Raw genomic sequence first — 24,622 nt, forward strand, 5'->3', positions numbered from 1 at the left:
CCCCGCCGCAGCTGTCACCCACCCAACAAAAAGGGCGCCATGGATATGGCGCCCGATCCGCTTGCAATCACCTGCGCGGGCGTTGCTCACGCCGTGCGGCAATATCTATTAGTGCACCGGCACCGGCGCATAATCATGCTGCCGCGCCAGAACAAAGGCCATTTTCCGGTCGCTGACCAGGGCCAGCTGTTCACCAGCGGCATCATGCACCGCATAGAGGTGGCTGCGCCCGGCGGCACCGGCCTGAACCTCCGCAGGGAGATCCGCGACATCAACCGCCTTGACATAGACAATGCGGCTGTCGGCATCGTTGAACTGATAGGCTGTATGCATCTGTCTTACCCCTTCTTGATATTGATCGTCTGAACCACGGTTTCGGGCCGCGATCGGGTCAGGTCGACATGCAAGAGGCCATTTTCCATAATGGCCTCCCCCACCTCGACCCCATCCGCCAGCACAAACATGCGCTGAAACTGCCGCGCGGCAATGCCCCGGTGCAAAAACACCCGGCCATCGCTGTCATCGCTCTGGCGTCCCCGGATGACCAGTTGACGGTCCTCGACAGTGATCGCCAGATCCGCCTCGCCGAAGCCGGCCACCGCCAGCGTGATGCGATAGGAATGATCTGAGGTTTGTTCGATATTATAGGGAGGGTAGCCCTCGTTCCCGGATTTGGCCGAGCGTTCCAAGAGGCGTTCCAGCTGCTCAAATCCCAACATATGCGGATACGAGCCAAGTGTGAGTTTAGACACGGGTTTCGTCCTTGATTCTAAAGCGACGTATGGCGACGGCCCCATTATGGCGACCGCTTCCCTAAGAATATGGATGTTTTATCTGTTTTCACAAGCCCAAGGCACCGCGGCGCTGGCGCAAAAGCCTCTAAAAGCGTAATATTCGCCAAAGATTAACCCGCCAGCCGACGAGTCGCCAATGAACGCACCAACCGATATCTCCATGAAAACCGATGATGTTTTACAGGTGGAGCTGGAGGTCTTTCGCAGGCAACACCGCGATCTGGACGAAGCAATCGTGGCCCTGCAGGAGCGCGGGACCAGCGATCAGCTGACCATTCAGCGATTGAAGAAGCAGAAGCTGATCCTGAAAGACAAGATTGCCTTGATCGAAGACCGGCTGACACCGGATATCATCGCCTGATCCCCCATCCAGCCAACGCGCCCGACAGCTCCAATGCCGCATTGCGCGATGCACAGGGTTCTCTATAGTGCGCGCTTCCTCCAACCCAGCGGGTTCGCAGGCCCGCGGCATGACAGGATCCGAGCCTATGCCAGAGCATACCGCCGACATCAAAGTGGGCATCATCATGGGCAGTCAGTCCGACTGGCCAACCATGAAAGAAGCCGCCACCCTCCTCGACGAACTGGGCGTGCCTTATGAGGCCAAGATCGTCTCGGCCCATCGCACCCCGGACCGGCTGTGGAGCTATGGCAAATCTGCCGCCGAACGTGGTCTGCAGGTGATCATCGCAGGCGCCGGCGGGGCCGCCCACCTCCCCGGTATGGTCGCGTCGAAAACCCGCGTTCCGGTGGTTGGTGTGCCGGTTCAGACCCGCGCCCTCTCCGGTGTTGATTCGCTTTATTCCATCGTGCAGATGCCCAAGGGCTTCCCGGTTGCGACCATGGCCATCGGCGCCGCCGGTGCAGCAAATGCCGGATTGATGGCCGCCGGAATTCTGGCCTTGCAGGATCCCGAACTTGCCCGGCGTCTCGACGACTGGCGCGCGGCTCTTTCCGCTTCGATCCCAGAGGAACCGGTTGATGACTGATCGTTTGAACACAGGCGCCACCATCGGCATTCTCGGTGGTGGCCAGCTGGGCCGCATGTTGTCGGTCGCCGCCTCCCGTCTCGGCTTTCGCACGCATATCTTCGAGCCGAGTGCAAATCCCCCGGCCGCAGATGTCGCCCATAAGGTGACAACCGCGAGCTATGAGGACGCGGACGCGCTGGCAGGCTTTGCCGCCTCTGTTGATGTGATCACCTATGAGTTCGAGAACATCCCGACGTCGGCGCTGGACCTGCTGGAACAGCACAAACCCATCCGCCCCGGCCGTGAGGCCCTGCGGATCAGCCAGGACCGGTTGACCGAAAAGACCTTTCTGCAGGATCTCGGCCTGAGCACCGCAGCTTTCGCCGATATTGCCGATCAGGCCAGCCTCGACGCGGCGCTGGCAACAATCGGCACCCCTTCGATCCTGAAAACCCGCCGCTTCGGTTATGACGGCAAGGGGCAGGCCCGGATCAAGGCGCCTGATGACGCAGCCACCGCGCTGAGCGAGATGGGAGGCGCCCCTTCGATCCTGGAAGGGTTTGTCACCTTCAGCCATGAGATTTCAGTGATCGCCGCGCGCGGCGTCAGCGGCGAGATCGCCTGTTTTGATCCCGGTGAGAATGTTCACCGCGACGGCATTCTTCATACAACGACAGTGCCCGCGCGCCTCAGCGCCGGACAGCGTATGGACGCGGTCCTGATGGCAGGCAAGATCCTGAACGCGCTGGAATATGTGGGCGTCCTCGGGGTCGAACTCTTTGTCACGCCACAGGGGTTGATCGTGAATGAAATCGCTCCCCGGGTGCATAATTCCGGCCATTGGACGCAGAATGGCTGCGCCGTGGATCAGTTTGAACAACACATCCGCGCAATTGTTGGCTGGAGCCTTGGCGATGGGCAGCGGCACAGCGATGTGGTGATGGAGAACCTGATCGGTGCCGATGTGGACCGGATCCCTGAGCTGGCTCAGGAAACCCGCTGCGCCATCCATCTCTACGGCAAGACCGAAGCCAAGCCGGGCCGCAAGATGGGCCATGTGAACCGGGTGCAGCTGCCACAGACCTGACTAATTGGGGCTCTGCCCCAAACCCCGGGATATTTTGAGCCAGAAGATGGCGGCAGGGCAGTAAAAGCGGCCCCGCCGGTTTTACGCGCCGCAAAGAGGGCCATCCGGCCTGATGCGCGGCGCTCCCCTCCCGGCGACGCGGCGGATCTGTCAGACCAGAAAGCGGCCTGCCACATCGCCGTTCATATAGCTGACCCTGCCGCCCGAGAGCGTGGCTGCAACACCACCCTGGGCGTCAAGGATCACGAGATCGGCGCGTTGTCCGGGCCTTAGCTCTCCGCGATCCTCCAGCCCGAGGATACGCGCCGGGCCTGCTGAAACCAGCCTCCAGGCTGAGGCAAAATCCAGAACACCGGTTTTCTCAAGCATCAGAGCCGCCCGGCGCGGACTGGGGTAGTGATAGTCGGAGGCGAGCGCATCGCAGAGCCCCATGGCGATCAGATCAAGCGCCGAGGCATTGCCCTTGTGTGAGCCTCCGCGCACCACATTGGGTGAGCCGAGGATGACAGGGTCGCCCGCTGATGTCGCGGCCTCTGCAGCCTCCATTGTTTCGGGAAACTCGGAGATCCGCGCGCCGCGGTGGCGCCAGGTGATGCGGTCATCCGCTGTATGGTCATCATGGCTGCCCAAACAGACGCCTGCGGCCTGAAGCTTTGCGGCCAGCTGATCCAGCGCCGCGGGCACTTCGGGTCTGCGGGCATGCATCTGCTGCAACATCTGCCAGTGAACCTCCGGATTACGCCCTGCCTTGAGCGCCTGGCCGGTCAACCGGGGGGGTTTTTTTCCTTGCGCAAGCCGGTCATGAGGTAGGTGATCGTTGAAGACGACATAGGGGACCTGCCACCCCGCGATCTGTGCCGGCAGATCATCGTAGGCCTCCAGCAGGTGGATTTCAAACCGCAGCTGCGGAATCAGATCGGTAACGACACGGGGTTTTGCGGATTTGATCCCTTCAAAGACCTGATCTGCAAAGTCGGGACCGCGCAGCCCCCCCTCCCAGGAGTAGAACTGGGCAAGAACACCGGTTGTGATGCCGTTTGCCGCCAGTTCTGCCTCTGCGGCGATCACCCCTTCGACCATCTGTTTCATGGCACCGCGCCGGGGCGCGAGGTGACGTTCGAACCCATCGCCGTGACAGTCAACGATCCCCGGAAGGATCCGATATCCGGTCAGGTCAATCTGCCGCCCCGCCCGCTCGGCCTGGATCCGACCTGCTGCCAGCGCCAGCACACCAGCGCGCTCCATCCCGTCCGGGCGCAGTACATCTGCACCGGTCAATGTCAGTTCAAGCGTGCTCATGGCCGGGCCTCCCCTTGCAGCTGATCCCCATCGGCGCTGCACCGACCACCGGCACAGGCCTCCTCTATCTCACCCGTGATGGACTCAAACCATGTCAGATCGGGGTCAAAGCGCCCCCTGTCGAGGAAATGCAACGCCTGCGCAATGACCTGCGGATTATTCATCATGAAAGTATGGGTCACGGGCAACACGATGTGATCCGCCATGCCCTCCAGATATGTGCTCTGCACCGACACCTTGCCGTCATCCGGCCCCGGAATGATGGCCGAAAACACCGGGTTGAGCGAGAAGCGCCCGGCGATGACCCCAACCGGGAAACTGGCAGCAGGCAGCTGGTTGGGCAGGCTGTCCTCGCCGGTTCCCAGCTGCAGCCCCGCAGGCCCGTTCAACAGGCCAAAGACCTCCCAGTCGCCCAGTTCGTCCACCAATTCGCTGCCGTGGTTGGGAGGAGCCAGCATAACCACCCGCCCCAGCGCCTCTGGCCGGTTTTCCCGCAACCAGTGGCGCAGCAGGATGCCGCCCATCGAATGGGTGATAAAGTGGATCTGCTCGCCTTGCGATATCTGCTCCGCACATTGCCCGACCGCATCCGGCAGCGTCTCCGCGGCAAGCACCGCCACCGGTTTGTCGGTTGACGGGTACCCGGGTGTCACGACCTTGACGCCGCGCGCCTCCAGCACCTGCCCCATAACCGCCAGCGAGATTTCGCTGCGCGCCAGACCGTGCAGCAGGATCGCGCAATCTGCACGGGCCAATCCCGGAGCAAGACACAGGATCGCGGCGACACATGCCGAAATACTGGCTAAGAAGGTGGTGGAATGTCGGGTCATTGTGCTCGCGGTCTCAAGGGGTCGTGACACCGCAGATAGGGGCATTTCACCTCAACGGAAAGAGCAGACCGCGATTCCCGGAGCCGTGACGCGGCGCCTTAGCCCTCTTTGCCCGCCGGGATGCCCGCCGCCCGCCTGCGCCCCGGCCCAGACAGGACGACGATTGCAATACCGGCCAGAACAGCGATCGCGCCAATGGTCAGCTGCAGGCCAATCACCTCTCCCAGCACAACCGCACCGGCGAGGATCGCGATCACCGGCACCGACAGCTGAACCGTGGCAGCCACGGCGGGCGCAAGCTGTGGCAAGACGTGATACCAGAGCGCATAGCCAAGGCCCGAGGTTACTGCGCCGGACACAATGGCCAGCACCACGCCCCATGGAGAGATGACGATGTCCGCGCCGAAGATCAGCACCGCGGGCACCATGATCACGCTCGCCGCCGCGAAATTCACAGCCGTTGCCGCCAGTGGTGCCTTTGCGCCCCGTCCGAGCAGACTGTAGCCCGCCCATCCAAGACCGCCCAGCGCCATCAGGCATGAGGCCCCCAGCGGCGCCGCTGGCACACCGTCGGTCGGCCAGACCACCGCAGCAAGCCCGACCAGAGCAATTGCCGCGCCAGCGACCTGCCCCGGCGCGACCGGACTGCCCCGCAGCGCCCCCCACAGGAACATCGACACCTGCACCACGCCGAACAGGATCAGCGCGCCAAGCCCTGCATCCAGGTCCTCATAGGCGATGGAGAACCCGACGATATAGGTCGTAAGCGCCGCCGCCCCCCAGAAGGTCTGGCGTCGATCACGTCTCAGCGACAGCCCGCTGAGGGCACAGAGCCCAACCAGCGTGACCGCCCCGGACAGCACGCGCAAAAGGCCAAAGCTTGTAGCCTCCATATGCCCGCCTCCGATCGCCAGTCGGCTGAGGATGGAATTGGCGGCAAAGGCCACCATGGTGAGGAAGACAAGAAGAAACAGGCGCATGAACTGGCTGCTATCGCGCAAACCAACTTGGGACCAGTGATATTTTCGGGTCAGAGATCTATCTTCGACTGAACATGTGCCCCGAAGCGCCTCTAACCCTTAAAGACATTCTCCCGATGCCAGCGGAGATATGATCTGTGTGGTTTGAATGCGGGGTTCACAGGCTCAATCAATCGCCGGTCCGGCAGCAGCAAACGATCCAGCGTCGCGTCATCCACCGCCTTCTTCGCAACAAGCACCTCATGGTCGTCACTGATCGACAGAAGACCTCGGTCAAACATCCAATGTACCGTTCCCGACAGGGCCAGCCCATTGCGCACCGTGTCCGGACCAGATTCCGAAACCGGCACGATATGGGCGGCCTCGACCTCCGGCCGCCCGCCGCCATTGCGCAACTCCAGCCCCGACACCGAACAGCGGCCGCCATAGGCATGTTTGACCTGTCTTGCAAAACTACTATCCCGGAAGGCCCGCTGGGACAGCAGCGTTTCGCGAGGTCCATTTGGGGTTTCAAAAGCGACCTGTGCTTCGGCAAAACCAGGTTCCGCGGTGAAATCCCCGGTTCGCGGAATGGCATTCGGCTCTTCGCGCGCAGTCAGGCCGGCATTGATAATGCGCGCAAAATCCGCGTCGGAGATCAGCCGCACCGCGCTTGTGTTGCTGCCGCGCGACCGTGGCAGCCCGGTTTCATAGGGTCCCTGCCCCTCTACCCATCGGGGAACAAAATTCTCAAAGGACAGCTCACTGCCTGTGTCCAGCAGCGCATAGGCCAATGCTGGGTCCTCAGGGTCATCCTGCACCTTCAGGACACGCTGTACAGCATGGTACCCTTTACCGCCGCCGCGCCGCCCCTCGTAGAAGATGACCCAGTCGCCCACGGTTTGCTCGACCCGGCTCAAATAGAGCTTCTTCGGGAAATGATACGCTTTTCCAGGCTGGTCGTCATAACCCGAATGCGAGGACTGAATAAAAACTGCTTTGACCATGGCGGAAACTTTAGGTCTTTGTTTCGAAAACGAAAAGAGAAGAGACAAGAGGCATCATCCCCTCTTTCTGGCCAAATATGCCGACGCTGCGACGCCCCCCCTCATTCACCTTTCCAAAAATACTCCCGCCGGAGGCAGGCCCGCAAGGCGGGCCTTCTCTCTCCCCGCCGAAACGAAAAGGGGCCGCCCGAAGGCAGCCCCTAATTCTTCCAGTCATCAGCGGTGGGCTTCCGGCGAATTGGCCCAGATAACAAACCTGCAGCCAATCGCCTTTTGCCTCATCCCAAATCCCAAGGGGATTTGTGATTACATCATGCCGCCCATGCCGCCCATGCCGCCCATGTCGGGCATGCCGCCACCTGCCGCGCCTTCTTTGGCGGGCTTGTCGGCAACCATGGCTTCGGTGGTGATCAGCAGGCCTGCGACCGAGGCTGCATCTTCCAGCGCGGTGCGGGTCACTTTGGCGGGGTCGATCACGCCGAAGGAGAACATGTCACCATATTCATCAGTCTGGGCGTTGTAGCCAAAGCTGGTGTCAGAGGATTCACGGATCTTGCCCGCAACCACGGCACCGTCAACACCGGCGTTCTCGGCGATCTGGCGCAGCGGCGCTTCGATGGCCTTGCGAACGATCATGATACCGGCGTTCTGGTCGGAGTTTGCACCTTCCAGACCGTCCAGTGCCTTGCCGGCCTGAACCAGAGCAACACCACCACCAACGATGACGCCTTCCTGCACGGCTGCGCGGGTTGCGTTCAGAGCATCGTCGACGCGGTCTTTGCGCTCTTTCACTTCCACTTCGGTCATGCCGCCGACGCGGATCACGGCAACACCGCCTGCCAGTTTGGCAACGCGCTCTTGCAGCTTCTCACGGTCGTAGTCAGAGGTGGTCTCTTCGATCTGGGTGCGGATCTGGGCAACGCGTGCTTCGATCTCGGCCTTCTCGCCAGCGCCGTCAACGATGGTGGTTTCGTCTTTGGTGATTTCGATTTTCTTGGCGGTGCCCAGCATGTCCATGGTGACGGACTCGAGCTTCATGCCCAGATCTTCGGAGATGACCTGGCCGCCGGTCAGGATTGCGATGTCCTGCAGCATGGCCTTGCGGCGATCACCGAAGCCCGGTGCCTTGACAGCAGCAATTTTCAGACCGCCGCGCAGCTTGTTGACAACCAGGGTTGCCAGCGCTTCGCCTTCGACGTCCTCAGCGATGATCAGCAGCGGTTTCTGCGACTGGATCACCTGCTCAAGCAGCGGAACCATTGCCTGCAGCGACGACAGTTTCTTCTCGTGCAGCAGGATCATGCAGTCGTCGAGTTCTGCAACCATCTTGTCGGGGTTGGTGACGAAATAGGGCGACAGGTAGCCGCGGTCGAACTGCATACCTTCGACAACAGTGGTCTCGGTTTCCAGACCCTTGTTTTCTTCGACGGTGATAACACCTTCGTTGCCGACTTTCTGCATCGCGTCAGCAATCTGACGGCCGATTTCTGCTTCACCGTTAGCGGAGATGGTGCCAACCTGCGCAACTTCGTCGCTGTCTTTCACGTCGCGGGCCGAGGCTTTGATCGCTTCAACAACCTTGGAGGTTGCCAGGTCGATGCCGCGCTTCAGGTCCATCGGGTTCAGACCGGCTGCAACCTGCTTCAGGCCTTCTTTGACGATGGCCTGGGCCAGAACGGTTGCGGTGGTGGTGCCGTCACCGGCTTCGTCGTTGGTGCGGGAAGCAACTTCCTTCACCATCTGGGCGCCCATGTTCTCGAACTTGTCTTCCAGTTCGATTTCCTTCGCCACGGACACGCCGTCCTTGGTGATGCGCGGTGCGCCGAAGGATTTGTCCAGAACCACATTGCGGCCTTTCGGGCCCAGGGTCACTTTCACGGCGTCGGCCAGAATGTTGACGCCACGCAGCATACGGTTGCGGGCATCGGTGTCGAATTTGACGTCCTTAGCAGCCATTTTTTACTCTCCTAGAGAAATTCTGTGGGTTTAAGCGATCAGGGATCAGAGCAGACTTGGGAAAAACCCGGTGTCTTACTCGATGATGCCCATGATGTCGCTTTCCTTCATCATCAGCAGCTCTTCGCCGTCGACGGTGACCTCGGTGCCGGACCATTTGCCGAACAGGATCTTGTCGCCAGCCGAAACAGCCATTGCGATCAGCTCGCCGCTGTCCTTGCGTGCGCCTTCGCCGGTTGCGACGACAACGCCTTCGCTCGGCTTTTCCTTGGCGGAATCAGGGATGATCAGACCACCGGCGGTTTTTTCTTCGCTTTCGGTGCGACGGACCAGCACGCGGTCATGAAGCGGTTTCAATGCCATCTTTGTAGCTCCTTAAAGGCTCAAAGGTTGTTGTCTCGCCCCCCTGCTCCCCGCAGAGGGTGTTAGCACTCAATACTGTCGAGTGCTAACGAACGAATAGCTAGGCAGGGCGTGCGGTCCTGTCAACAGGTTGGTTGGGAAATTTTATGGCAATATTCTGCCGCGGCCATCACGCAGGGCCCACCTCGACCGCTGTCCCATCGTCGGCCCCCAGCGCTTCCCAGCTATGCGCCCAATGAACCAGCCCCGCCTGACCGGCCTCGGTCAGTTGATAAATGCCGGTGGCGACCCGCATGAACCAGCCATAGTGATTGCTCGCCATGATCCGGGTGGCCTGCGGGACGCCCGCTGCCCTGGCCACGGCGGCCCCCTTGCTCGGCCCGTGGTCTGCCAGATGGGCGGCACAGCGCAGGGCGTCCTGGCGATAGGCGGTCACGATCCCGTGGCGGGTGGCCCCACCGGCATTCGGATCCCCCTGCAGGCGCTGAAATTCGCGCAGCAGCCGCGCCTGTTTCTTGGCCGATTTTCGCGGCGCATAAGGCCCCGGATCACACTGGACCTCCGTCCGACCATCCGGCAGAACCGTGATCAGCCCCAGCCCCAGACGCCGACACATCGCCAGATTGTCCTTCAGCAACCGCCGCGCCTGGCGGCCAGCGGGTTTCGGCACAGCGATATAAACGAGGTCGCTCAGCGCAAGCCGCGTGATCGCCTGATGGAACAGCGACAGTGAAAACCGCAACTTCAGCTCGACAATGACCGGTGGCTCATCGCCCCGGCAGGCAACCACATCAGCGGCCCCCACCTCCCCCTTCACGGTATACCCCTGCTGTTCCAACAGGGCCTTCACGGGCGGATAAAGCTGATCTTCGCGGGTCATGGCGCAATGCTACCCCTAGCCGCAGCAGAGGAAAAGCCATTCGCCAAATCAGGGCAATGATCCGCAGCCATTGGCTCCCCTGGCGCGCCTGCGCTGCCCTGGTCTGCACGGACGGCATAGCTGCATTGACGAGACAACGGGCCGGGGTGACAAGATCGCCGCCCCCACCTATAAGACGCGCAAAATTCCGGCATCTGCATAGGACACACTTCAATGACTACCTTCGTCTTCGGCCATAAATCCCCCGATACCGATTCCACCGGCTCCGCCATCATCTGGTCGTGGTATCTGAACCAGATCAAAGGCGTCGAAGCCGCTCCGAAATTGCTGGGCGAGCCCAACACCGAAGCGGCCTTCATGCTGCAACACTGGGGGCTGGAAAAGCCGGAGATCATCAGCGATGTGGCCGATGATCAGCCTGTCGTCATCGTCGACACCAACAACCCGGCTGAACTGCCCGCCAATATCAATGGCGCTGACGTTCGTGCGATCATCGACCATCATAAACTGGTCGGCGGGTTGGAAACCAAAGGCCCCATCGACATCCGCATCGAGCCGGTCGCCTGCACCGCGACCATCATGTGGAAAATGATCGGCAGCGATCTGGCGCAGGCACCACGCGAGATCAAAGGCGCGATGCTGACCTGCATTCTGAGCGACACGCTGGAATTCCGCTCGCCGACCACCACTCAGGAAGACAAAGCCGTGGCCTATAGCCTGGCCGAAGATCTCGGCGTCGATATCGCCACCTATGCCGCCGAGATGTTTGCCGCGAAATCCGATGTTTCGGCCTTCTCCGACGCAGAGCTGCTGCGGATGGATTCCAAGGAATACGCGGTCGAAGGCACCAAATTCCGGGTCTCGGTTCTGGAAACCACCGCTCCCGCCGTTGTGCTGGATCGCAAGGCGTCGCTGATGGAAACCATGACAACCGTCGCTGCCGAAGATGGCGTTGATCAGGTTCTGCTCTTTGTGGTGGATATCCTGAAGGAAGAAGCCACCCTTCTGGTGCCCAACGACCTGGTGAAAACCCTCGCGGCCAAGAGCTTTGGCGCCACAGCGGAGGGCGATAGCGTTGTGCTGCCGGGGATCATGAGCCGCAAGAAACAGATCATCCCCAATCTGACAATCTAAGGCCCGGCGCCTTCGAGCCTATGAAATGCGAAAGATGCGGGTCTTCTAAGGAGGCCCGCATCTTTTATGATGGACCTGCAGTAGCCGGCGGTCCGATCTTCGGGTGATACCACCGCGTGTTTCGATCGACCGGCAACCAGGTGCTGGTAGCACGCGCAGAGCGATCGCCACCCTCTTGCGGATCCCCCCGGACCTCTGTTTGCCGCATCTGCGGTGCGCATTGACCAATTGCTGTGGTTGCCCGTGTCGCGGTCCCCGGATGACACTCCAGCAAATCACGCCTCAGGGCGAAAGTAAGTCACGGATACCTAAGTCATCCCAGCCCGCCCCGGTGCAAAAGGGGCCAAAGCGCCGCGACCGGCGTCAGCGCCTCGGCAAAGGAGACAGCACCGCCAGAGGTGACGTGGATCTATCGACCGGCATTGGCATTTCCGTCATGCAAAGGCATTGGCGCAGGCAATCCCGCCATAAAGTCGCGGGCGCCCGATGCGCTTACAGGCATCGGCTGACCGAGGCCGGTCGGTTCAGATTGCACCGGGCGAAGTTGACGCCCGATCCCAGGTGACAGGCCGCCACGCGCGGCAGGCGGCAAGCCTGAAACCGGCGCGTGGTCAGCTGCCTACCGTGCCCCACAGACGACTATCAGGCGCTCAGGCCGTCAGGCGAAATTGGCAACCGCATCCCGATCCGCCCAATCGTCACCGGCATCCCCTGCTTTCGACCCCACGGACTTGTGCAGCGATGCGCGGTCGGTGTCCCAATCATCGATACCGTCGCCGGAAACAGGCCCATGGGCGGAGACTTCGTTATAGTCTTCCCAACGCTCCTCATCCGGGTGACCTGCCTCGACAACGGCCGCTGCGCGCTCCGCCGCTGAGGGTGCGCGGCCTGCGGCACCATCTGCTGAGAGCAGGACAAACTGGCTGACGATCTGGTTCAGACCATAGGTCTCGCTGTTCATCTTCAGGATGGCAGCGCCGGATTCCTCAACCATCGCGGCATTCTGCTGGGTGACATTGTCCAGCTGGGCAACACCGATGTTGATTTCGTTCAGCCCCTGCGCCTGCTCACCGGATTCCGAAGAGATACCAGAGACAAGCGTGGCGATATTGACCACCTCGCCGACAACCTGCGACAGGGCCTTGCCGGCGCTATCGACCTTCTCCACGCCCTCTTCCACTGTTCTGGTGCTGGCCGAAATCAGCGACTTGATCTCATTGGCGGCATCCGATGACCGTTGCGCCAAAGCGCGCACCTCGGAGGCGACGACGGCAAAACCGCGCCCGACCTCACCTGCCCGCGCCGCCTCGACACCAGCGTTCAATGCCAGCAGGTTGGTCTGGAAGGCAATGTCGTCGATCACGCCGATGATCTGCGAAATCTGCCCGGACGAGCGTTCGATCTCATTCATCGCCTCGATCGCGCCCTCCACGACCCGGCCGCTGTTTTCAACATCCTTGCGCGCGGAATCCACAGCGCTTTCGACGGCTTTGGCGTTCTGGGCGGAGTTGTTGACACTGACCGTCATTTCTTCCAGTGCGGCAGCCGTTTGCTCTAGCGTGGCCGCCTGGCTTTCGGTGCGGGCAGACATGTCTTCAGCACCGGACCGGATTTCATCGGATTGCGCCTGGATCGCGGCGCTTGCCTTGACCACCTGGGCCATCACCTCATTCAGTTTATCGACCGTTTCGTTATAATTCATCCGCAGCGGATCATAGGCCTCGCCAAAGCTCTCTGCGATGCGAACGCTGAAGTTCCCGGACGCCAGCGCCTGCAGGCCCTGACGCAGCCGGTCGATGACATGCTCACCCTCCACACGCAGGGTATTCTGTTTCTCCAGCTCGCTGATGACCCGGGCCGACACACGGTCGATATCGCGGGCAATCTCGCCAAAATCGTCACCGCGCATCCGCTCAGCGACCTTGATGCCAAAATCCCCTTCTGCGACTTCGCGCAGGGCTTCGCGCAGCCGATCAATCGGGCGCACAATGTTCATGGTCATCTTGCGCGCGTTATAGAGCGTCACCAAGACCAACAGGGCGGATGTTCCCAAGAGGACATAAAGCAGAAGCATGTCATGTGCCCGCGCCGCCTTTGCGGTTTCGACCGCCGAGGTTTCAATCCAGTCACTCAACGGGTGCAATTTCTCATTGAGGGCCGCGTAACTGTCCTGAAAGGCATCAACAGCAGCCTCCGCGGCGACCGGGTCGGTGACGGCCAGCTCTGCCAGGGCGACGCCCTGACCGACAAAGGTATCAACCTCCGCCACCATCCCCTCGACCTGCGCCAGCGCCTTTGGTGGCAAGGAATCGTTTTTCAGCAATTCCAGATTCTTGCGAAGCTCCTCGCTGGCCTGGACCACTCGTGCGCGCAGCGCCTCTTTCTCGGCTGCGGTCGCATGATCCCCGGCAAACACGAGATAGATCACTTCCGCGTGCAACTCTTCATGCAGGAGGTCGACCTTCAGCTCGTGGCGCACCGTTTTGGTTACATCAATCTGCCGCTCAAGCTCCAGTTCGCTTTGCCACAGGCTGTAGACAGATATCAGAGCCAATATAACAATCGCAAAAACGGATACCGCACCCGAAATAATAAATCGGGTTTTTGTTGACATCGTTCGAAACATTACCGCACACCTCTGGGTTGTAGCCTCGACCTGTTCTACGCCTCTGTTGTTAAAAAACCGGAAACATCGCCGATCTGGTCAAATTCCGCAGGCTCTGGCATAGCTTGAACTGCCGAAATCCCATGTGAAAGACCTGTCCCATGACCCGACTCATTGCCTCCCTCGCCGAGGTCTCAAGCCAGTACAAAGCCCTGTTTGTCGATCTTTGGGGCTGTGTGCACAACGGTATCACCGCCTACCCCGAGGCCGTGGCTGCCTTGCAGGCCTATCGCGCGGCAGGCGGTGTTGTTGTGCTGGTGACCAACTCGCCCAAGCCAAGGGCGGGGGTTGCGGCACAGCTTGGCGACTTCGGCGTCCCTCAGGATGCCTATGACACCATTGCCACCTCCGGCGATTCCGCACGCGCCGCCATGTTCAGCGGTGCCGTTGGCCGCAAGGTCTATTTCATGGGTGAATGGGAGCGCGATGCCGGCTTCTTTGAGCCGCTGAAGATGCTGGACGATCCGATTGATGTGACCCGCGTTCCGTTGAAGGAGGCCGAAGGCATTGTCTGCTGCGGCCCCTTCGATACGCAGGCCGACCCGGATGTGAACCGCCCGGATTTCCTTTATGCCAAGCAGATGGGGCTGAAACTACTCTGCGCCAATCCCGATATCGTGGTTGATCGCGGCGAGACGCGCGAATGGTGCGCCGGGGCGCTGGCGCGGCTTTATACGGAAATGGGCGGCGAGAGCCTGTACTTCGGCAAGCCCCACCCGCCGATCTACGATCTGGCGCGGCGGCGTCTGGCGGAGCTGGGCCTGGATATCGCCGACCGTGACATATTGGCGATCGGTGACGGCCCCCACACCGATATCTCGGGCGCAATGGGCGAAGGTCTGGACTCACTCTTCATTACAGGTGGACTTGCAGCAAAAGAGACCAAAACCGACCACCAGCCCGATGAAGCCGCGCTAAGCACCTATTTGGAAAAGGAAAAATCTGCACCGACCTATTCTATCGGCAGATTGCGCTAACGGAGAAAACACTTGCCTTTCTGCGACTGCAAAGTAATAAAGTTGCCGTAACAAGTCTGCATTTGCCCGATTGTTTCAGGTTCGACCCGCGACCCGTAGACAGCACCGCGCAATTTTTCGCAGAGCAACGGCAACAGGAGAGGCATATGTTGGACAATTTTCCGCGCGGAACGATCTGCATCGAAGATATCGAAATGGGGATGGTCCGCTATCTGCGCAAAGAGGTGACGGACAAGGATATCGAGATGTTTGCCGAGGTCTCAACGGACCACAACCCGGTGCATCTGGATGAAGATTACGCGCAGGACACCATGTTTCAGGGGCGCATCGCCCATGGGATGCTGACTGCCGGGTTGATCTCTGCCGTAATTGGCGAGCAACTGCCCGGCCATGGCGCCATCTACATGAGCCAGTCCCTGAAGTTTCTTGCCCCCGTCCGCCCCGGCGATCTCGTGCTTGCGGAGGTCGAGGTGACCGGCATCGAGATCGACAAACGCCGGGTCAAGCTGGATTGCCGCTGCATGGTGGAGGGCAAGAAGGTGCTGGTCGGCGAAGCCATGGTGATGGCGCCGTCACGCAAGTTCGACTGACGCGATGGCCGCCAAGCTGTGGCGCCCCGTGGCATGGCTCTTGCAAGCGCGCCCCGGCGCAGCTAGGCAGTGGCCATGCGCATTATCCGTGACTTTCAATTCGTAGATCCAAAGGATCGTGGGGCCTCTGCCGCCATCGGCAATTTCGATGGTGTCCATCGCGGCCATCAATCGGTCATCGACCTGGCCCGCGACGCTGTGCCCGAGGCGCCGCTCGGGGTCCTGACCTTCGAACCTCACCCGCGGGAGTTCTTCGCCCCCGATGCCCCGCCGTTTCGCCTGATGTCGGCCGAAGCCCGGGCATCGCGGCTGGAAAAACTGGGGGTGGAGCGTCTCTACCAGTTGAATTTCAATGCCGCCCTCTCCGGTCTCACGCCCGAGGGCTTTGCCCGCAAGGTGATTGCCGACGGTCTAGGCCTGCGCCATGTCGTCGTCGGCTCGGATTTCTGTTTCGGCAAGGGTCGCGCCGGCTCTGCCGACGATCTCCAGCGTTTTGGCGACCAGATGGGGTTCGGCGTCACCGTGGCGCCGCTGATGGAATATTCCGAGGACACGGTCTCCTCCACCGCCATCCGCCGCGCGCTCAGCGACGGGCGGCCGCGCGATGCCGCCAATATGCTCGGCCATTGGCACCGGATCGAAGGCGAGGTCATTGGCGGCGAACAACGCGGCCGCGAATTGGGCTATCCCACGGCGAACATGTCGATCGACGGGCTGCATCAGCCCGCCTTTGGCGTCTATGCCGTGCTGGTCGATGTGCTGGATGGCCCTTATCGGGGCAGCTATCATGGCGCCGCCTCCGTCGGAGTGCGCCCGATGTTCGATGGCAGCCATCCCAATATTGAAACCTTCCTGTTCGATTTCACCGGCAACCTCTATGGCGCGACGCTGTCTGTGGGGCTGGTCGAATACCTGCGCCCGGAAATGACCTTCGACGGGCTGGAGGGGCTGCTGGCCCAGATGGACGCTGATTGCATCACGGCGCGCCAGCTGTTGGCGGCGCTATGAGCCAGGGCATTGACCGCAACGGGCTGGGCAAGCGCTTCTGGGAAAAGAAGCCGCTGACAAAGCTCAACAACCGCGAGTGGGAAGCGCTCTGCGATGGCTGTGGCAAATGCTGCCTGAACAAGCTGGAGGATGAAGACAGCGGCGAAGTGGCGCTGACCCGGGTTGCCTGCCGTCTGCTGGATGATGCCACCTGCCGCTGCGCCCATTACGAGAACCGCCATCAGTTTGTCCCCGAATGTATCGTGCTGAAGCCCGACAATCTGGACACCCACGCCTATTGGATGCCACAGACCTGCGCCTATCGGCTGCTCTGGGAAGGCAAGCCGCTGCCCGACTGGCACCCGCTGATCACCGGTGATCCCGCAAGCGTGCATGAGGCCGGTGTCTCGGTGCGGGGCTGGACCGTATCGGAATTCGACACTCCCGAAGAAGACTGGGAAGAGCATATAATCGAGGAGCCGCTCTAAATGCATTTCGCCTCTGACAACTCCGGTCCGGCCAATCCTGAAATTCTGGCAGCCCTTGCAACGGCCAACACCGGCTATGCCATGGGCTACGGTGCAGATGACGAGATGGCACAGGTCACCACCCGCATCCGCGAGATCTTTGACGCCCCCGGCGCAGCGGTCTACCTCGTCGCAACCGGCACGGCCGCCAATGTACTGGCCCTTTCGACCCTGTCGCAGCCCTGGCAGACGCTGTTCTGCACCCGACAGGCCCATATCAACGTCGATGAATGCAACGGGCCTGAGTTCTACACCGGCGGCGCCAAGCTGACGCTGGTGACCGATGCTGACAAGATGACCCCCGCCGATCTGCGCCAAGCCCTTGAGGGCGAGGAAAATCGCGGCGTCCACGGGCCGCAGCGCGGTCCCGTCTCGATCACGCAGGTGACGGAATTTGGCACGGTCTATTCGGTCGAAGAGCTGCGCGCGCTCTGCGAGGTTGCAAAATCCTACGGTCTGCCGGTGCATCTGGATGGTGCACGTTTCACCAATGCGCTGGTGACGCTGGGCTGCACCGCCGCCGAGATGACCTGGAAAGCAGGCGTGGATGCGGTGTCTTTTGGCGGCACCAAAAACGGCTGCATGGGGGTTGAGGCGGTGATCTTCTTTGACCCTGCCAAAGCGCAGGAGTTCGAATATCGCCGCAAACGCGGGGCGCATCTGTTCTCCAAGCATCGCTATCTGTCAGCGCAGATGCTGGCCTATCTGACCGATGATCTCTGGCTGCACAACGCCCGCGCGGCAAATGCCAAGGCAGCGCGTCTGGCGGCAGGGTTGCGCAGCAAAGGCGCCCGGTTCAGCCATGATCCGCAGGCCAACATGATCTTTGCCGCCCTTCCACGCGCCACCCACCAGCGGCTGTTCGACGCCGGCGCGGTCTATCACCTTTGGGACGGCGGCCTGGAAGGCGCAGCGGACGAAGAGGTCACCGCGCGGTTCGTCTGCGACTGGTCCATAGAAGACGACCAGATAGACGCGTTTCTCGCGCTTCTCTGACACATATCGCGGTTGGGCCGCCACCTTCTAATGGGACGCCGGTTTGCCGCCCACCGGCGGCTCCCGGTCACATCGGCTCGGCGGTCATCGCGGGCCCGCCACCCGGAGCGCTGCCACCCCCGGCGCCAGCACCCATGAAGCTCTGGCGGCTCAGGAAATGCCGCGCCATGGCGTCGGCAAATCCTGTTTTGCGATAGCCGACACCAACCACCCGCGTTACCGGGTCGACGTCCGAAATCTCCCGCAGCACAATGCCCCTGTGAGCATCGCCATGGGACATTGGCATCAGCGCCATTCCCAAACCGGCAGCCACCAGATCCATCAGCTGGGCATCATGTATCGCGCTGGCCGCCACCCGCAGCCCCGTCCCGCCGTCATCCCGCGCCAGTTCAGCCAGATACCGGTCCGCGCTGGGGCAATAGGGGCGCGCAATCAGGGCCTCATCCGCAAGATCTGCCAGCGTCAGCTGCGGTTTTGCCACCAGAGGATGCCCAGAGGGCAGACCGAGACCATAGCGCTCCTGCCAGAGCGGATGAAAACCGCAGCCCCGTGGCAGGCAGCTCTCAGCCGCAAAATGCAGATCCGCCTGCGTGGGATCCTCGCTGAACTGAAACTGCGCCTGTGGTTCCGCCCGCCGGATCCGGGCCAGCCCATCCTCAAATGCCGCCATCAAGACGTCGGGCGCGCAGAACACCCTTACCGTTTGCGCGACATGCCCCTTTAGCCGCGCCTCAAGCTGGCTCATCTGCGCCAGCACCCCGCCTGCCTGCTGATAGAGTTCATGCCCGAGCGCGGTTGGCGTCAGACCATCCCGACCGCGCCGAAACACCGGGCCGCCATACCGTTGCTCAAGTCGGGCAATTGCCGCCGAGACCGAGGGCTGGCGCACATCGCAGGCCCGTGCCGCAGCACTGAAGGTTCCCATTTCATAGGCAGCCCGGAAATATCGTAGCGGTGTCAGATCATCCATAGCTTCAAACTATAACATGGATAGCCTCCAGAGCAATTCCCTATAGTCGGTATCTTTGCCATCCTGTCGGCACCACTCAACAGGAGAGCATCATGTCCGCAACCACCCTCGCCCCCGCGCCCCAAGCCACAACCGCCCCCGAAATCGAGCAGTTGCTGCGCCTGTTCGAGGCAGGCGACCCCGCCCTGATGGGCTTTATCGCGCCGGATATCGATTTTCGCATCGACCATTACCGCGACAGCGATGGCGTCGACGTCAGCTGGCAACAGGCCACCGATATCGAGGGCTTTGGCGTGATCCTGTCCCGGCTTGGCCCCGAGGTTTTCCCTCAGGGAACAAAAATCGTGGATCTGACATCACAGGATCTGGGGGATGGCTGGTATAACACCCGGTTCCAGCAGCGCTATCACTACGCGGTGCGGGATCGTATGGTGGAAAGCGTGACCTTCATCCTGTCCCACCAGAAGGACGGCAAGATTGACTATTTCCGCGAAACCGTCACCACGGTGACCGATCTCTGAGGCCAACTCACGCGCCCTGACGTCGCAAGCTGAAAAACCCGAAGCCGCCTCTGGCGCGCTTCGGGTTCTTGCTACGGGAACGCCCGCTCGGGGCCGCGCAGCATCGGCTAGGGCCTAGGCATGCGTCAGCGCCACGTCCGGCCAGAAGCTTTGCAGCAGAGCCGCCGTCTCGGCCGGATGTGTGATCGGCAGCATATGTCCCGCCGCCTCGACCCTTCGGCAGGTCACCTCCGGCAGTCGTGCGGCAAGAGCGCGAATGACCTCATGCATGATGGGCTGGCTTTTGCCGCCATCAATCAGCAGACAGGGCATCGTCAGCAGCGCCAGCTTATCCGGTTCCAGCACGCCCAGCATATCGTCGTAGATCTGCGTATCGCAGGCCATCACCGCCGGAAAACTGCGGACCATGGCGCTGCGGGCGCTTTCGGGCAAATCTGGCCATTTCGGATGGCCTGCTCCCCAGGCCCGGTTGAACAGGCGAGTCGCCTGCTCCACATCACCGTTGAGATAGGTTTCGCGAACGGTCATGTGGTCCCGGCGCAGCGCCTCAAGCGCCTCGGGATCGGTCGTCGTCGCTGTCCCCAGCGAAAAAAACACAGGTTCGATCATCACCAGAGAGCGCACCAGGTCAGGCCGCATCTGCGCCATTGCCAGCGCCACCGTGGCACCAAAGGAATGGCCCAGCAGGTCAATCGGCCCGTCCTTGGCAAGGTTTTTCGACTCGATCAGGGCCAGACCGGCCTCGGCATTGCGCAGTTGCAAAAGCCCCTCACCGTCCCAATCGGGACTGCGCCCGTGCGACAGCATGTCGAAACTTGAGATCGTCACATGTTCTTCCAGAATGGTCGCCAGACCACGCCAGGCACCGGAATGGGCAAGGGAGCAATGGACTCCCAGAACCTGCCGATTGCCGCGACCAAAGGAATGGGTGACCACGGGCTGCGCCAGCCCGGCCGAGATTTCCGCCATCATGACTGCCCTTTTGCGGTCGCGATGCCACCGTCAACCAAGGTCCTTCTTCGCTGCTCCTCTGCGCAACTCCAGCAGGTTTCCCCTGCCCTGTCGTTTGCCACCATGGGCCTGTTCTCCCGCATTAAATCTAGGCGCGACGGTACGCCCATGCTAAGCGGGGTTCAACATCACGAATCTGTCACACTGCCATTGCTGCCTGGGGATAACAGCCAATGCCGACTTTGAACGAACCCAAGCTGATTGCTGGGAACGCCAATCTTCCGCTTGCCGAAACCATTACCCGCCGCATGTCGATGCACCGCGGCGTTGATCAGGGCCTCGTAGATGCCCGGGTCGAGCGGTTCAACGACGGCGAAATCTTCGTCGAGGTTTATGAGAACGTCCGCGGTGAGGACATGTTCATCATTCAGCCGACCTCGAACCCGGCCAATGACAACCTGATGGAGCTCTTGATCATCGCAGATGCCCTGCGCCGCTCCTCTGCCCAGCGTATCACCGCCGTGATCCCCTATTTCGGCTATGCCCGCCAGGACCGCCGCACCAAGGCCCGCACGCCGATCTCGGCCAAGCTGGTGGCGAATATGCTGACCGGTGCGGGCATCGAACGGGTTCTGACAATGGACCTGCACGCGGCCCAGATCCAGGGCTTCTTCGATATCCCCGTCGACAACCTCTATGCTTCGCCGATTTTTGCTCTGGATGTGAAAAACCAGTTCAAGGACAGCATGGACGAACTCATGGTCGTGTCACCGGACGTCGGCGGTGTGGCCCGCGCCCGTGAACTGGCAAAGCGCATCAACGCGCCTCTGTCGATCGTCGACAAACGCCGCGAGAAAGCGGGCGAGGTTGCCGAAATGACCGTGATTGGCGATGTCACCGACAAGATCTGCCTGATCATCGACGACATGTGCGACACAGCCGGCACCCTGTGCAAGGCGGCGCAGGTGCTGCTCGACAATGGGGCCAAGGAGGTCCACGCCTATATCACCCATGGTGTGATGAGCGGCCCGGCTGTTGAGCGCGTGACAAACTCGGTGATGAAATCGCTGGTGCTGACCGACACCATTCAGCCGACCGAAGCGGTCCTTGGCGCGCCGAATATTCGCATCCTGCCGACCGCGCCCTTGTTCACTCAGGCCATTCTCAATATCTGGCACGGCACCTCCGTGTCCTCTCTGTTCGAGGACAAGACGCTGGTTCCGATCTACGAGTCGCTGTCGCGCAACGGCTAAACAGCGCCGCCAATCGGCCAAGCTCTTTGACCCCACGCCCGGAACCCAGCGCGTGGGGTTTTTCGTCTTGCCGCTATCGACGGCACGCCGCCCAGCACGTTAGGCTTGGCGCGTGGCTTAAAGCGGGGAGGCAGGAGGATGCAGCACCATCAGGGCAGCTGCCTGTGCGGCGCCATCCGTATCAGCGCCTCCGGTGCGCCGCTCCGGGTTGGCATCTGCCATTGCAGCGACTGTCGCAAGCACCATGGCGCGTTGTTCTACGCGGCTGCGATTTTCCCGGCATCGGCTGTCACTGTTGATGGCAGGCCGCAGCATTACAGGGGGCGCCATTTCTGTGGTATCTGCGGCTCGTCGGTTTTTGCCCGAAGCGGCGATGAGATCGAGCTGCATCTGGGTGCGCTCGAAACCACGGACGGGCTGCTGCCAAGCTATGAAGGCTGGTGCCTGCGCCGCGAGAGCTGGCTGCCCGCGTTTCCGGGTCTGACCCGTTTTGACCGCGACAGAGACCCGAGTTAGGGCACGTCCCAGTCATCGGCAAAGGGCAGCGTACCGATCGCCAGCCAGGAGGCCCGGATCCGCGCGACGCGGCTGTCATTCCAGGTGCGAAACACCACGTCAAATCCTTGGTGGGTGATCTTCTCGGCGACCAGCTCCGCCCGGATGGCGGCCCCTGAATCGATATCCACCAGCGAGCTGGAGAGATGCACCGCAGGCAGCTCGGCAAAGGGCTCGGAAAAGCGCACCTCGCGACGGCGTTCGCGCGGGCCGGTTCCGGTCCACATGCTGCCGCCATTCTCGAACTCCGAGAAGATCTCGATATCGCCCTGATCCACCCCAAGGCGGGGGCTCTGTACACGTTTCATACTGTTTCCGCCCCCTGAACCCCTGCCCGATCTCTTCCCTGCCCGCTCTGCGCACCGCCCGACCTGCGCAAAGCCTGGCGCACAGGGCGCGGGCGAGTGCGCCGCCTGTCCTGCAACTCTGCCAAAAAACAAAACCGGCCCGCAAGGGGCCGGTTTATCGTGTTTTGCCATGGCTCTGACGGATCAGAGGCTCATGTGGGTGCCCAGGGCTTCCATGTCAGCGAGCAGCTTGGCCGCGTCTTCGACGAGACCATGCGGTTGATCGGTTTCCTGCACGGTCTTGTAGGTCGTGCGGGCCTCTTCAATCAGCTCGTCCAATTGCGCGCGCGTCAGCTGGTCCATGGGGATTGCCTTTTCAGCAAGGACAGACAGACCGTCAGCGCCGATTTCAGCAAAGCCACCGGTGACCAGATATTCCGATGTGCCTTGCGGGCCTTCAACCCGCAGGACACCCGGACGCAGCGTGGTGATGGTCGGCGCATGGTTGGCCATAGCCGTCATGTCGCCTTCCGCGCCGGGGATCATTACCGCGGTCACCGGGAGCGACGCCAGGCGGCGCTCCGGGCTCACGAGGTCGAATTGCATCGTATCAGCCATCAGGGCCCTCCTTAGGCCGCGTCAGCAGCCATTTTCTCGGCTTTAGCGATCACCTCGTCGATGCCGCCAACCATGTAGAAGGCGCCTTCGGGCAGGTGGTCGTATTCGCCAGCCACAACGGCTTTGAACGACGCGATCGTGTCCTCAAGCGGAACCTGCTTGCCGTCTGCGCCGGTAAAGACCTTTGCAACGTCGAACGGCTGGGACAGGAAGCGCTGGATCTTACGCGCACGGGTCACGGTCAGCTTGTCCTCTTCGGACAGTTCGTCCATGCCGAGGATCGCGATGATGTCCTGCAGCGACTTGTAGCGCTGAAGGATCTGCTGAACGTCGGAGGCCACAGCATAATGCTCTTCGCCCACGATGGACGGGTCCATCAGGCGCGATGTGGAGTCGAGCGGGTCAACAGCCGGGTAGATACCCAGTTCCGAGATCGAACGGTTGAGAACGGTGGTCGCGTCCAGGTGGGCAAAGGTGGTTGCCGGTGCCGGGTCGGTAAGGTCGTCCGCGGGAACATACACAGCCTGGATCGAGGTGATCGAACCGTTCTTGGTGGAGGTAATGCGTTCCTGCATCGCACCCATGTCGGTGGCCAGCGTCGGCTGGTAGCCCACAGCCGAAGGAATACGGCCGAGCAGAGCCGAAACCTCGGAACCCGCCTGGGTGAAGCGGAAGATGTTGTCCACGAAGAACAGAACGTCGGTGCCCGACTGGTCACGGAACTGTTCCGCCAGGGTCAGACCGGTCAGAGCAACACGGGCACGCGCACCCGGAGGCTCGTTCATCTGGCCGTAAACCAGGGCCACCTGCGATTCTTCCAGGTTATCGGGCTTGATAACGTTGGATTCGATCATCTCGTGGTAGAGGTCGTTGCCTTCACGGGTCCGCTCACCAACACCGGCGAACACGGAGAAGCCCGAGTGCACTTTTGCGATGTTGTTGATCAGTTCCATGATCAGAACGGTTTTGCCAACGCCGGCGCCGCCGAACAGACCAATTTTACCACCCTTGGCGTAGGGGGCCAGCAGGTCGATCACCTTGATGCCGGTTACCAGCACTTCGGATTCGGTGGACTGGTCGCTGAACTCGGGTGCGGGCTGGTGGATCGAACGGGTCTCCGCTGCGTTCACCGGGCCCTGCTCGTCCACGGGCTCACCCACGACGTTCAGGATGCGGCCCAGGGTCGCGTTGCCGACGGGGATCGAGATCGGTGCGCCGGTGTCGGCAACAGCCTGACCGCGAACCAGACCTTCGGTCGCGTCCATCGCGATCGTACGGACGGTGTTTTCACCGAGGTGCTGGGCAACTTCCAGAACCAGGGTCTTACCATTGTTGTCGGTGGTCAGCGCGTTCAAGATCGCCGGCAGGTGGCCGTCGAATTGCACGTCCACAACGGCGCCGATGATCTGGGTCACCTTGCCTTTTGCATTTGCCATGTTTCGTCT

The 24,622-nt window shown here is 61.3% G+C and carries 27 protein-coding genes; 12 read left to right on the plus strand and 15 right to left on the minus strand.

Translation table 11 applies throughout. The features are described 5' to 3' along the window. Positions 1-108 precede the first annotated feature (108 nt). On the minus strand, positions 109-333 hold the full coding sequence (locus WLQ66_RS10380) for a DUF1150 family protein (RefSeq protein ID WP_340546228.1): 225 nt from the start codon (positions 331-333) through the stop codon (positions 109-111). 5 nt (positions 334-338) lie between these two features. Beyond that, a complete protein-coding gene (locus WLQ66_RS10385; protein WP_072505182.1) occupies positions 339-752 on the minus strand; it encodes an Hsp20 family protein in 414 nt (137 codons plus the stop codon). 178 nt (positions 753-930) lie between these two features. Here WLQ66_RS10385 and WLQ66_RS10390 point away from each other — a divergent pair, with 178 nt between their 5' ends. The 3 genes from WLQ66_RS10390 to WLQ66_RS10400 all read left to right on the plus strand — a co-directional run bounded on the left by WLQ66_RS10390 (position 931) and on the right by WLQ66_RS10400 (position 2,852). Then, positions 931-1,155 carry a YdcH family protein gene (locus WLQ66_RS10390; RefSeq protein WP_340546229.1) on the plus strand — a complete coding sequence of 75 codons (225 nt, stop codon included), beginning with the start codon at positions 931-933 and terminating at the stop codon, positions 1,153-1,155. A 127-nt stretch (positions 1,156-1,282) separates the two neighbouring features. Beyond that, positions 1,283-1,783: a 5-(carboxyamino)imidazole ribonucleotide mutase gene (gene purE, locus WLQ66_RS10395; protein ID WP_340546230.1), complete on the plus strand. Its 501-nt coding sequence runs from the start codon at positions 1,283-1,285 to the stop codon at positions 1,781-1,783. Then, a complete protein-coding gene (locus WLQ66_RS10400) occupies positions 1,776-2,852 on the plus strand; it encodes a 5-(carboxyamino)imidazole ribonucleotide synthase (RefSeq protein WP_340546231.1) in 1,077 nt (358 codons plus the stop codon). The genes purE and WLQ66_RS10400 overlap by 8 nt, the downstream gene beginning before the upstream one ends. Positions 2,853-3,002: 150 nt before the next feature. Here the strand turns inward: WLQ66_RS10400 and WLQ66_RS10405 are convergent, their stop codons facing one another. The 7 genes from WLQ66_RS10405 to WLQ66_RS10435 all read right to left on the minus strand — a co-directional run bounded on the left by WLQ66_RS10405 (position 3,003) and on the right by WLQ66_RS10435 (position 10,146). Then, positions 3,003-4,151, minus strand: coding sequence for an alpha-D-ribose 1-methylphosphonate 5-triphosphate diphosphatase (locus WLQ66_RS10405; RefSeq protein WP_340546232.1), 1,149 nt, complete (start codon positions 4,149-4,151; stop codon positions 3,003-3,005). Next, complete coding sequence (locus WLQ66_RS10410; protein WP_340546233.1) at positions 4,148-4,981, minus strand: alpha/beta hydrolase; 834 nt, start codon at positions 4,979-4,981, stop codon at positions 4,148-4,150. Before WLQ66_RS10410 ends, WLQ66_RS10405 begins: the two co-directional genes overlap by 4 nt. A gap of 98 nt (positions 4,982-5,079) precedes the next feature. Next, the gene (locus WLQ66_RS10415) at positions 5,080-5,961 is read right to left on the minus strand and encodes a DMT family transporter (protein WP_340546234.1); all 882 of its coding nucleotides are present in this window, start codon (positions 5,959-5,961) and stop codon (positions 5,080-5,082) included. Positions 5,962-6,053: 92 nt separating this feature from the next. Beyond that, on the minus strand, positions 6,054-6,947 hold the full coding sequence (locus WLQ66_RS10420) for an HNH endonuclease (protein ID WP_340546235.1): 894 nt from the start codon (positions 6,945-6,947) through the stop codon (positions 6,054-6,056). A gap of 306 nt (positions 6,948-7,253) precedes the next feature. Further along, positions 7,254-8,903, minus strand: a complete 1,650-nt coding sequence (gene groL / locus WLQ66_RS10425; protein ID WP_340546236.1) for a chaperonin GroEL — start codon at positions 8,901-8,903, stop codon at positions 7,254-7,256. A 75-nt stretch (positions 8,904-8,978) separates the two neighbouring features. Next, complete coding sequence (locus WLQ66_RS10430) at positions 8,979-9,266, minus strand: co-chaperone GroES (RefSeq protein ID WP_340546237.1); 288 nt, start codon at positions 9,264-9,266, stop codon at positions 8,979-8,981. A gap of 169 nt (positions 9,267-9,435) precedes the next feature. Continuing rightward, positions 9,436-10,146 carry a DUF2161 domain-containing phosphodiesterase gene (locus tag WLQ66_RS10435; RefSeq protein ID WP_340546238.1) on the minus strand — a complete coding sequence of 237 codons (711 nt, stop codon included), beginning with the start codon at positions 10,144-10,146 and terminating at the stop codon, positions 9,436-9,438. A gap of 213 nt (positions 10,147-10,359) precedes the next feature. Here WLQ66_RS10435 and WLQ66_RS10440 point away from each other — a divergent pair, with 213 nt between their 5' ends. Continuing rightward, entirely contained in the window at positions 10,360-11,280 is a 921-nt protein-coding gene (locus WLQ66_RS10440) for a manganese-dependent inorganic pyrophosphatase (RefSeq protein ID WP_340546239.1), read from the plus strand. Between the two features lie 658 nt (positions 11,281-11,938). Here WLQ66_RS10440 and WLQ66_RS10445 read toward each other — a convergent pair. Beyond that, a complete protein-coding gene (locus WLQ66_RS10445) occupies positions 11,939-13,906 on the minus strand; it encodes a methyl-accepting chemotaxis protein (RefSeq protein ID WP_374015557.1) in 1,968 nt (655 codons plus the stop codon). A gap of 140 nt (positions 13,907-14,046) precedes the next feature. Between WLQ66_RS10445 and WLQ66_RS10450 the strand changes: the two genes are divergently transcribed. The 5 genes from WLQ66_RS10450 (at position 14,047) to WLQ66_RS10470 (ending at position 18,022) form a co-directional block, all read left to right on the plus strand. Continuing rightward, positions 14,047-14,922, plus strand: coding sequence for a TIGR01459 family HAD-type hydrolase (locus WLQ66_RS10450; RefSeq protein WP_340546241.1), 876 nt, complete (start codon positions 14,047-14,049; stop codon positions 14,920-14,922). A 146-nt stretch (positions 14,923-15,068) separates the two neighbouring features. Beyond that, complete coding sequence (locus WLQ66_RS10455; protein WP_340546242.1) at positions 15,069-15,512, plus strand: MaoC family dehydratase; 444 nt, start codon at positions 15,069-15,071, stop codon at positions 15,510-15,512. Positions 15,513-15,587: 75 nt separating this feature from the next. After that, the gene (locus WLQ66_RS10460) at positions 15,588-16,520 is read left to right on the plus strand and encodes a bifunctional riboflavin kinase/FAD synthetase (RefSeq protein ID WP_340546243.1); all 933 of its coding nucleotides are present in this window, start codon (positions 15,588-15,590) and stop codon (positions 16,518-16,520) included. Beyond that, entirely contained in the window at positions 16,517-16,987 is a 471-nt protein-coding gene (locus tag WLQ66_RS10465; RefSeq protein WP_340546244.1) for a YcgN family cysteine cluster protein, read from the plus strand. Before WLQ66_RS10460 ends, WLQ66_RS10465 begins: the two co-directional genes overlap by 4 nt. After that, the gene (locus tag WLQ66_RS10470) at positions 16,988-18,022 is read left to right on the plus strand and encodes a threonine aldolase family protein (protein ID WP_340546245.1); all 1,035 of its coding nucleotides are present in this window, start codon (positions 16,988-16,990) and stop codon (positions 18,020-18,022) included. Positions 18,023-18,089: 67 nt separating this feature from the next. Here the strand turns inward: WLQ66_RS10470 and WLQ66_RS10475 are convergent, their stop codons facing one another. Beyond that, entirely contained in the window at positions 18,090-18,992 is a 903-nt protein-coding gene (locus WLQ66_RS10475; protein WP_340546246.1) for a LysR family transcriptional regulator, read from the minus strand. A gap of 92 nt (positions 18,993-19,084) precedes the next feature. Between WLQ66_RS10475 and WLQ66_RS10480 the strand changes: the two genes are divergently transcribed. Continuing rightward, complete coding sequence (locus tag WLQ66_RS10480; RefSeq protein WP_340546247.1) at positions 19,085-19,513, plus strand: hypothetical protein; 429 nt, start codon at positions 19,085-19,087, stop codon at positions 19,511-19,513. 114 nt (positions 19,514-19,627) lie between these two features. Here the strand turns inward: WLQ66_RS10480 and WLQ66_RS10485 are convergent, their stop codons facing one another. Then, a complete protein-coding gene (locus WLQ66_RS10485) occupies positions 19,628-20,482 on the minus strand; it encodes an alpha/beta fold hydrolase (protein ID WP_340546348.1) in 855 nt (284 codons plus the stop codon). A gap of 215 nt (positions 20,483-20,697) precedes the next feature. On the opposite strand from WLQ66_RS10485, the gene WLQ66_RS10490 reads away from it, so the two are divergent. Continuing rightward, entirely contained in the window at positions 20,698-21,717 is a 1,020-nt protein-coding gene (locus tag WLQ66_RS10490; protein ID WP_340546248.1) for a ribose-phosphate pyrophosphokinase, read from the plus strand. A gap of 138 nt (positions 21,718-21,855) precedes the next feature. Next, positions 21,856-22,233: a GFA family protein gene (locus WLQ66_RS10495; protein WP_340546249.1), complete on the plus strand. Its 378-nt coding sequence runs from the start codon at positions 21,856-21,858 to the stop codon at positions 22,231-22,233. Here WLQ66_RS10495 and WLQ66_RS10500 read toward each other — a convergent pair. The 3 genes from WLQ66_RS10500 to atpD all read right to left on the minus strand — a co-directional run bounded on the left by WLQ66_RS10500 (position 22,230) and on the right by atpD (position 24,613). After that, positions 22,230-22,580 carry an H-type lectin domain-containing protein gene (locus tag WLQ66_RS10500; protein ID WP_340546250.1) on the minus strand — a complete coding sequence of 117 codons (351 nt, stop codon included), beginning with the start codon at positions 22,578-22,580 and terminating at the stop codon, positions 22,230-22,232. The two genes, WLQ66_RS10495 and WLQ66_RS10500, sit on opposite strands and share 4 nt — an antisense overlap. 183 nt (positions 22,581-22,763) lie before the next feature. Next, on the minus strand, positions 22,764-23,177 hold the full coding sequence (locus tag WLQ66_RS10505) for a F0F1 ATP synthase subunit epsilon (RefSeq protein ID WP_340546251.1): 414 nt from the start codon (positions 23,175-23,177) through the stop codon (positions 22,764-22,766). A gap of 11 nt (positions 23,178-23,188) precedes the next feature. Next, positions 23,189-24,613 (minus strand): F0F1 ATP synthase subunit beta, encoded by a 1,425-nt coding sequence (atpD, locus tag WLQ66_RS10510; protein ID WP_340546252.1) that lies wholly within the window; start codon positions 24,611-24,613, stop codon positions 23,189-23,191. Positions 24,614-24,622: the final 9 nt, after the last annotated feature.

The organism is Phaeobacter sp. A36a-5a, assembly GCF_037911135.1.
In the GTDB taxonomy this organism is placed as follows: domain Bacteria; phylum Pseudomonadota; class Alphaproteobacteria; order Rhodobacterales; family Rhodobacteraceae; genus Phaeobacter; species Phaeobacter bryozoorum.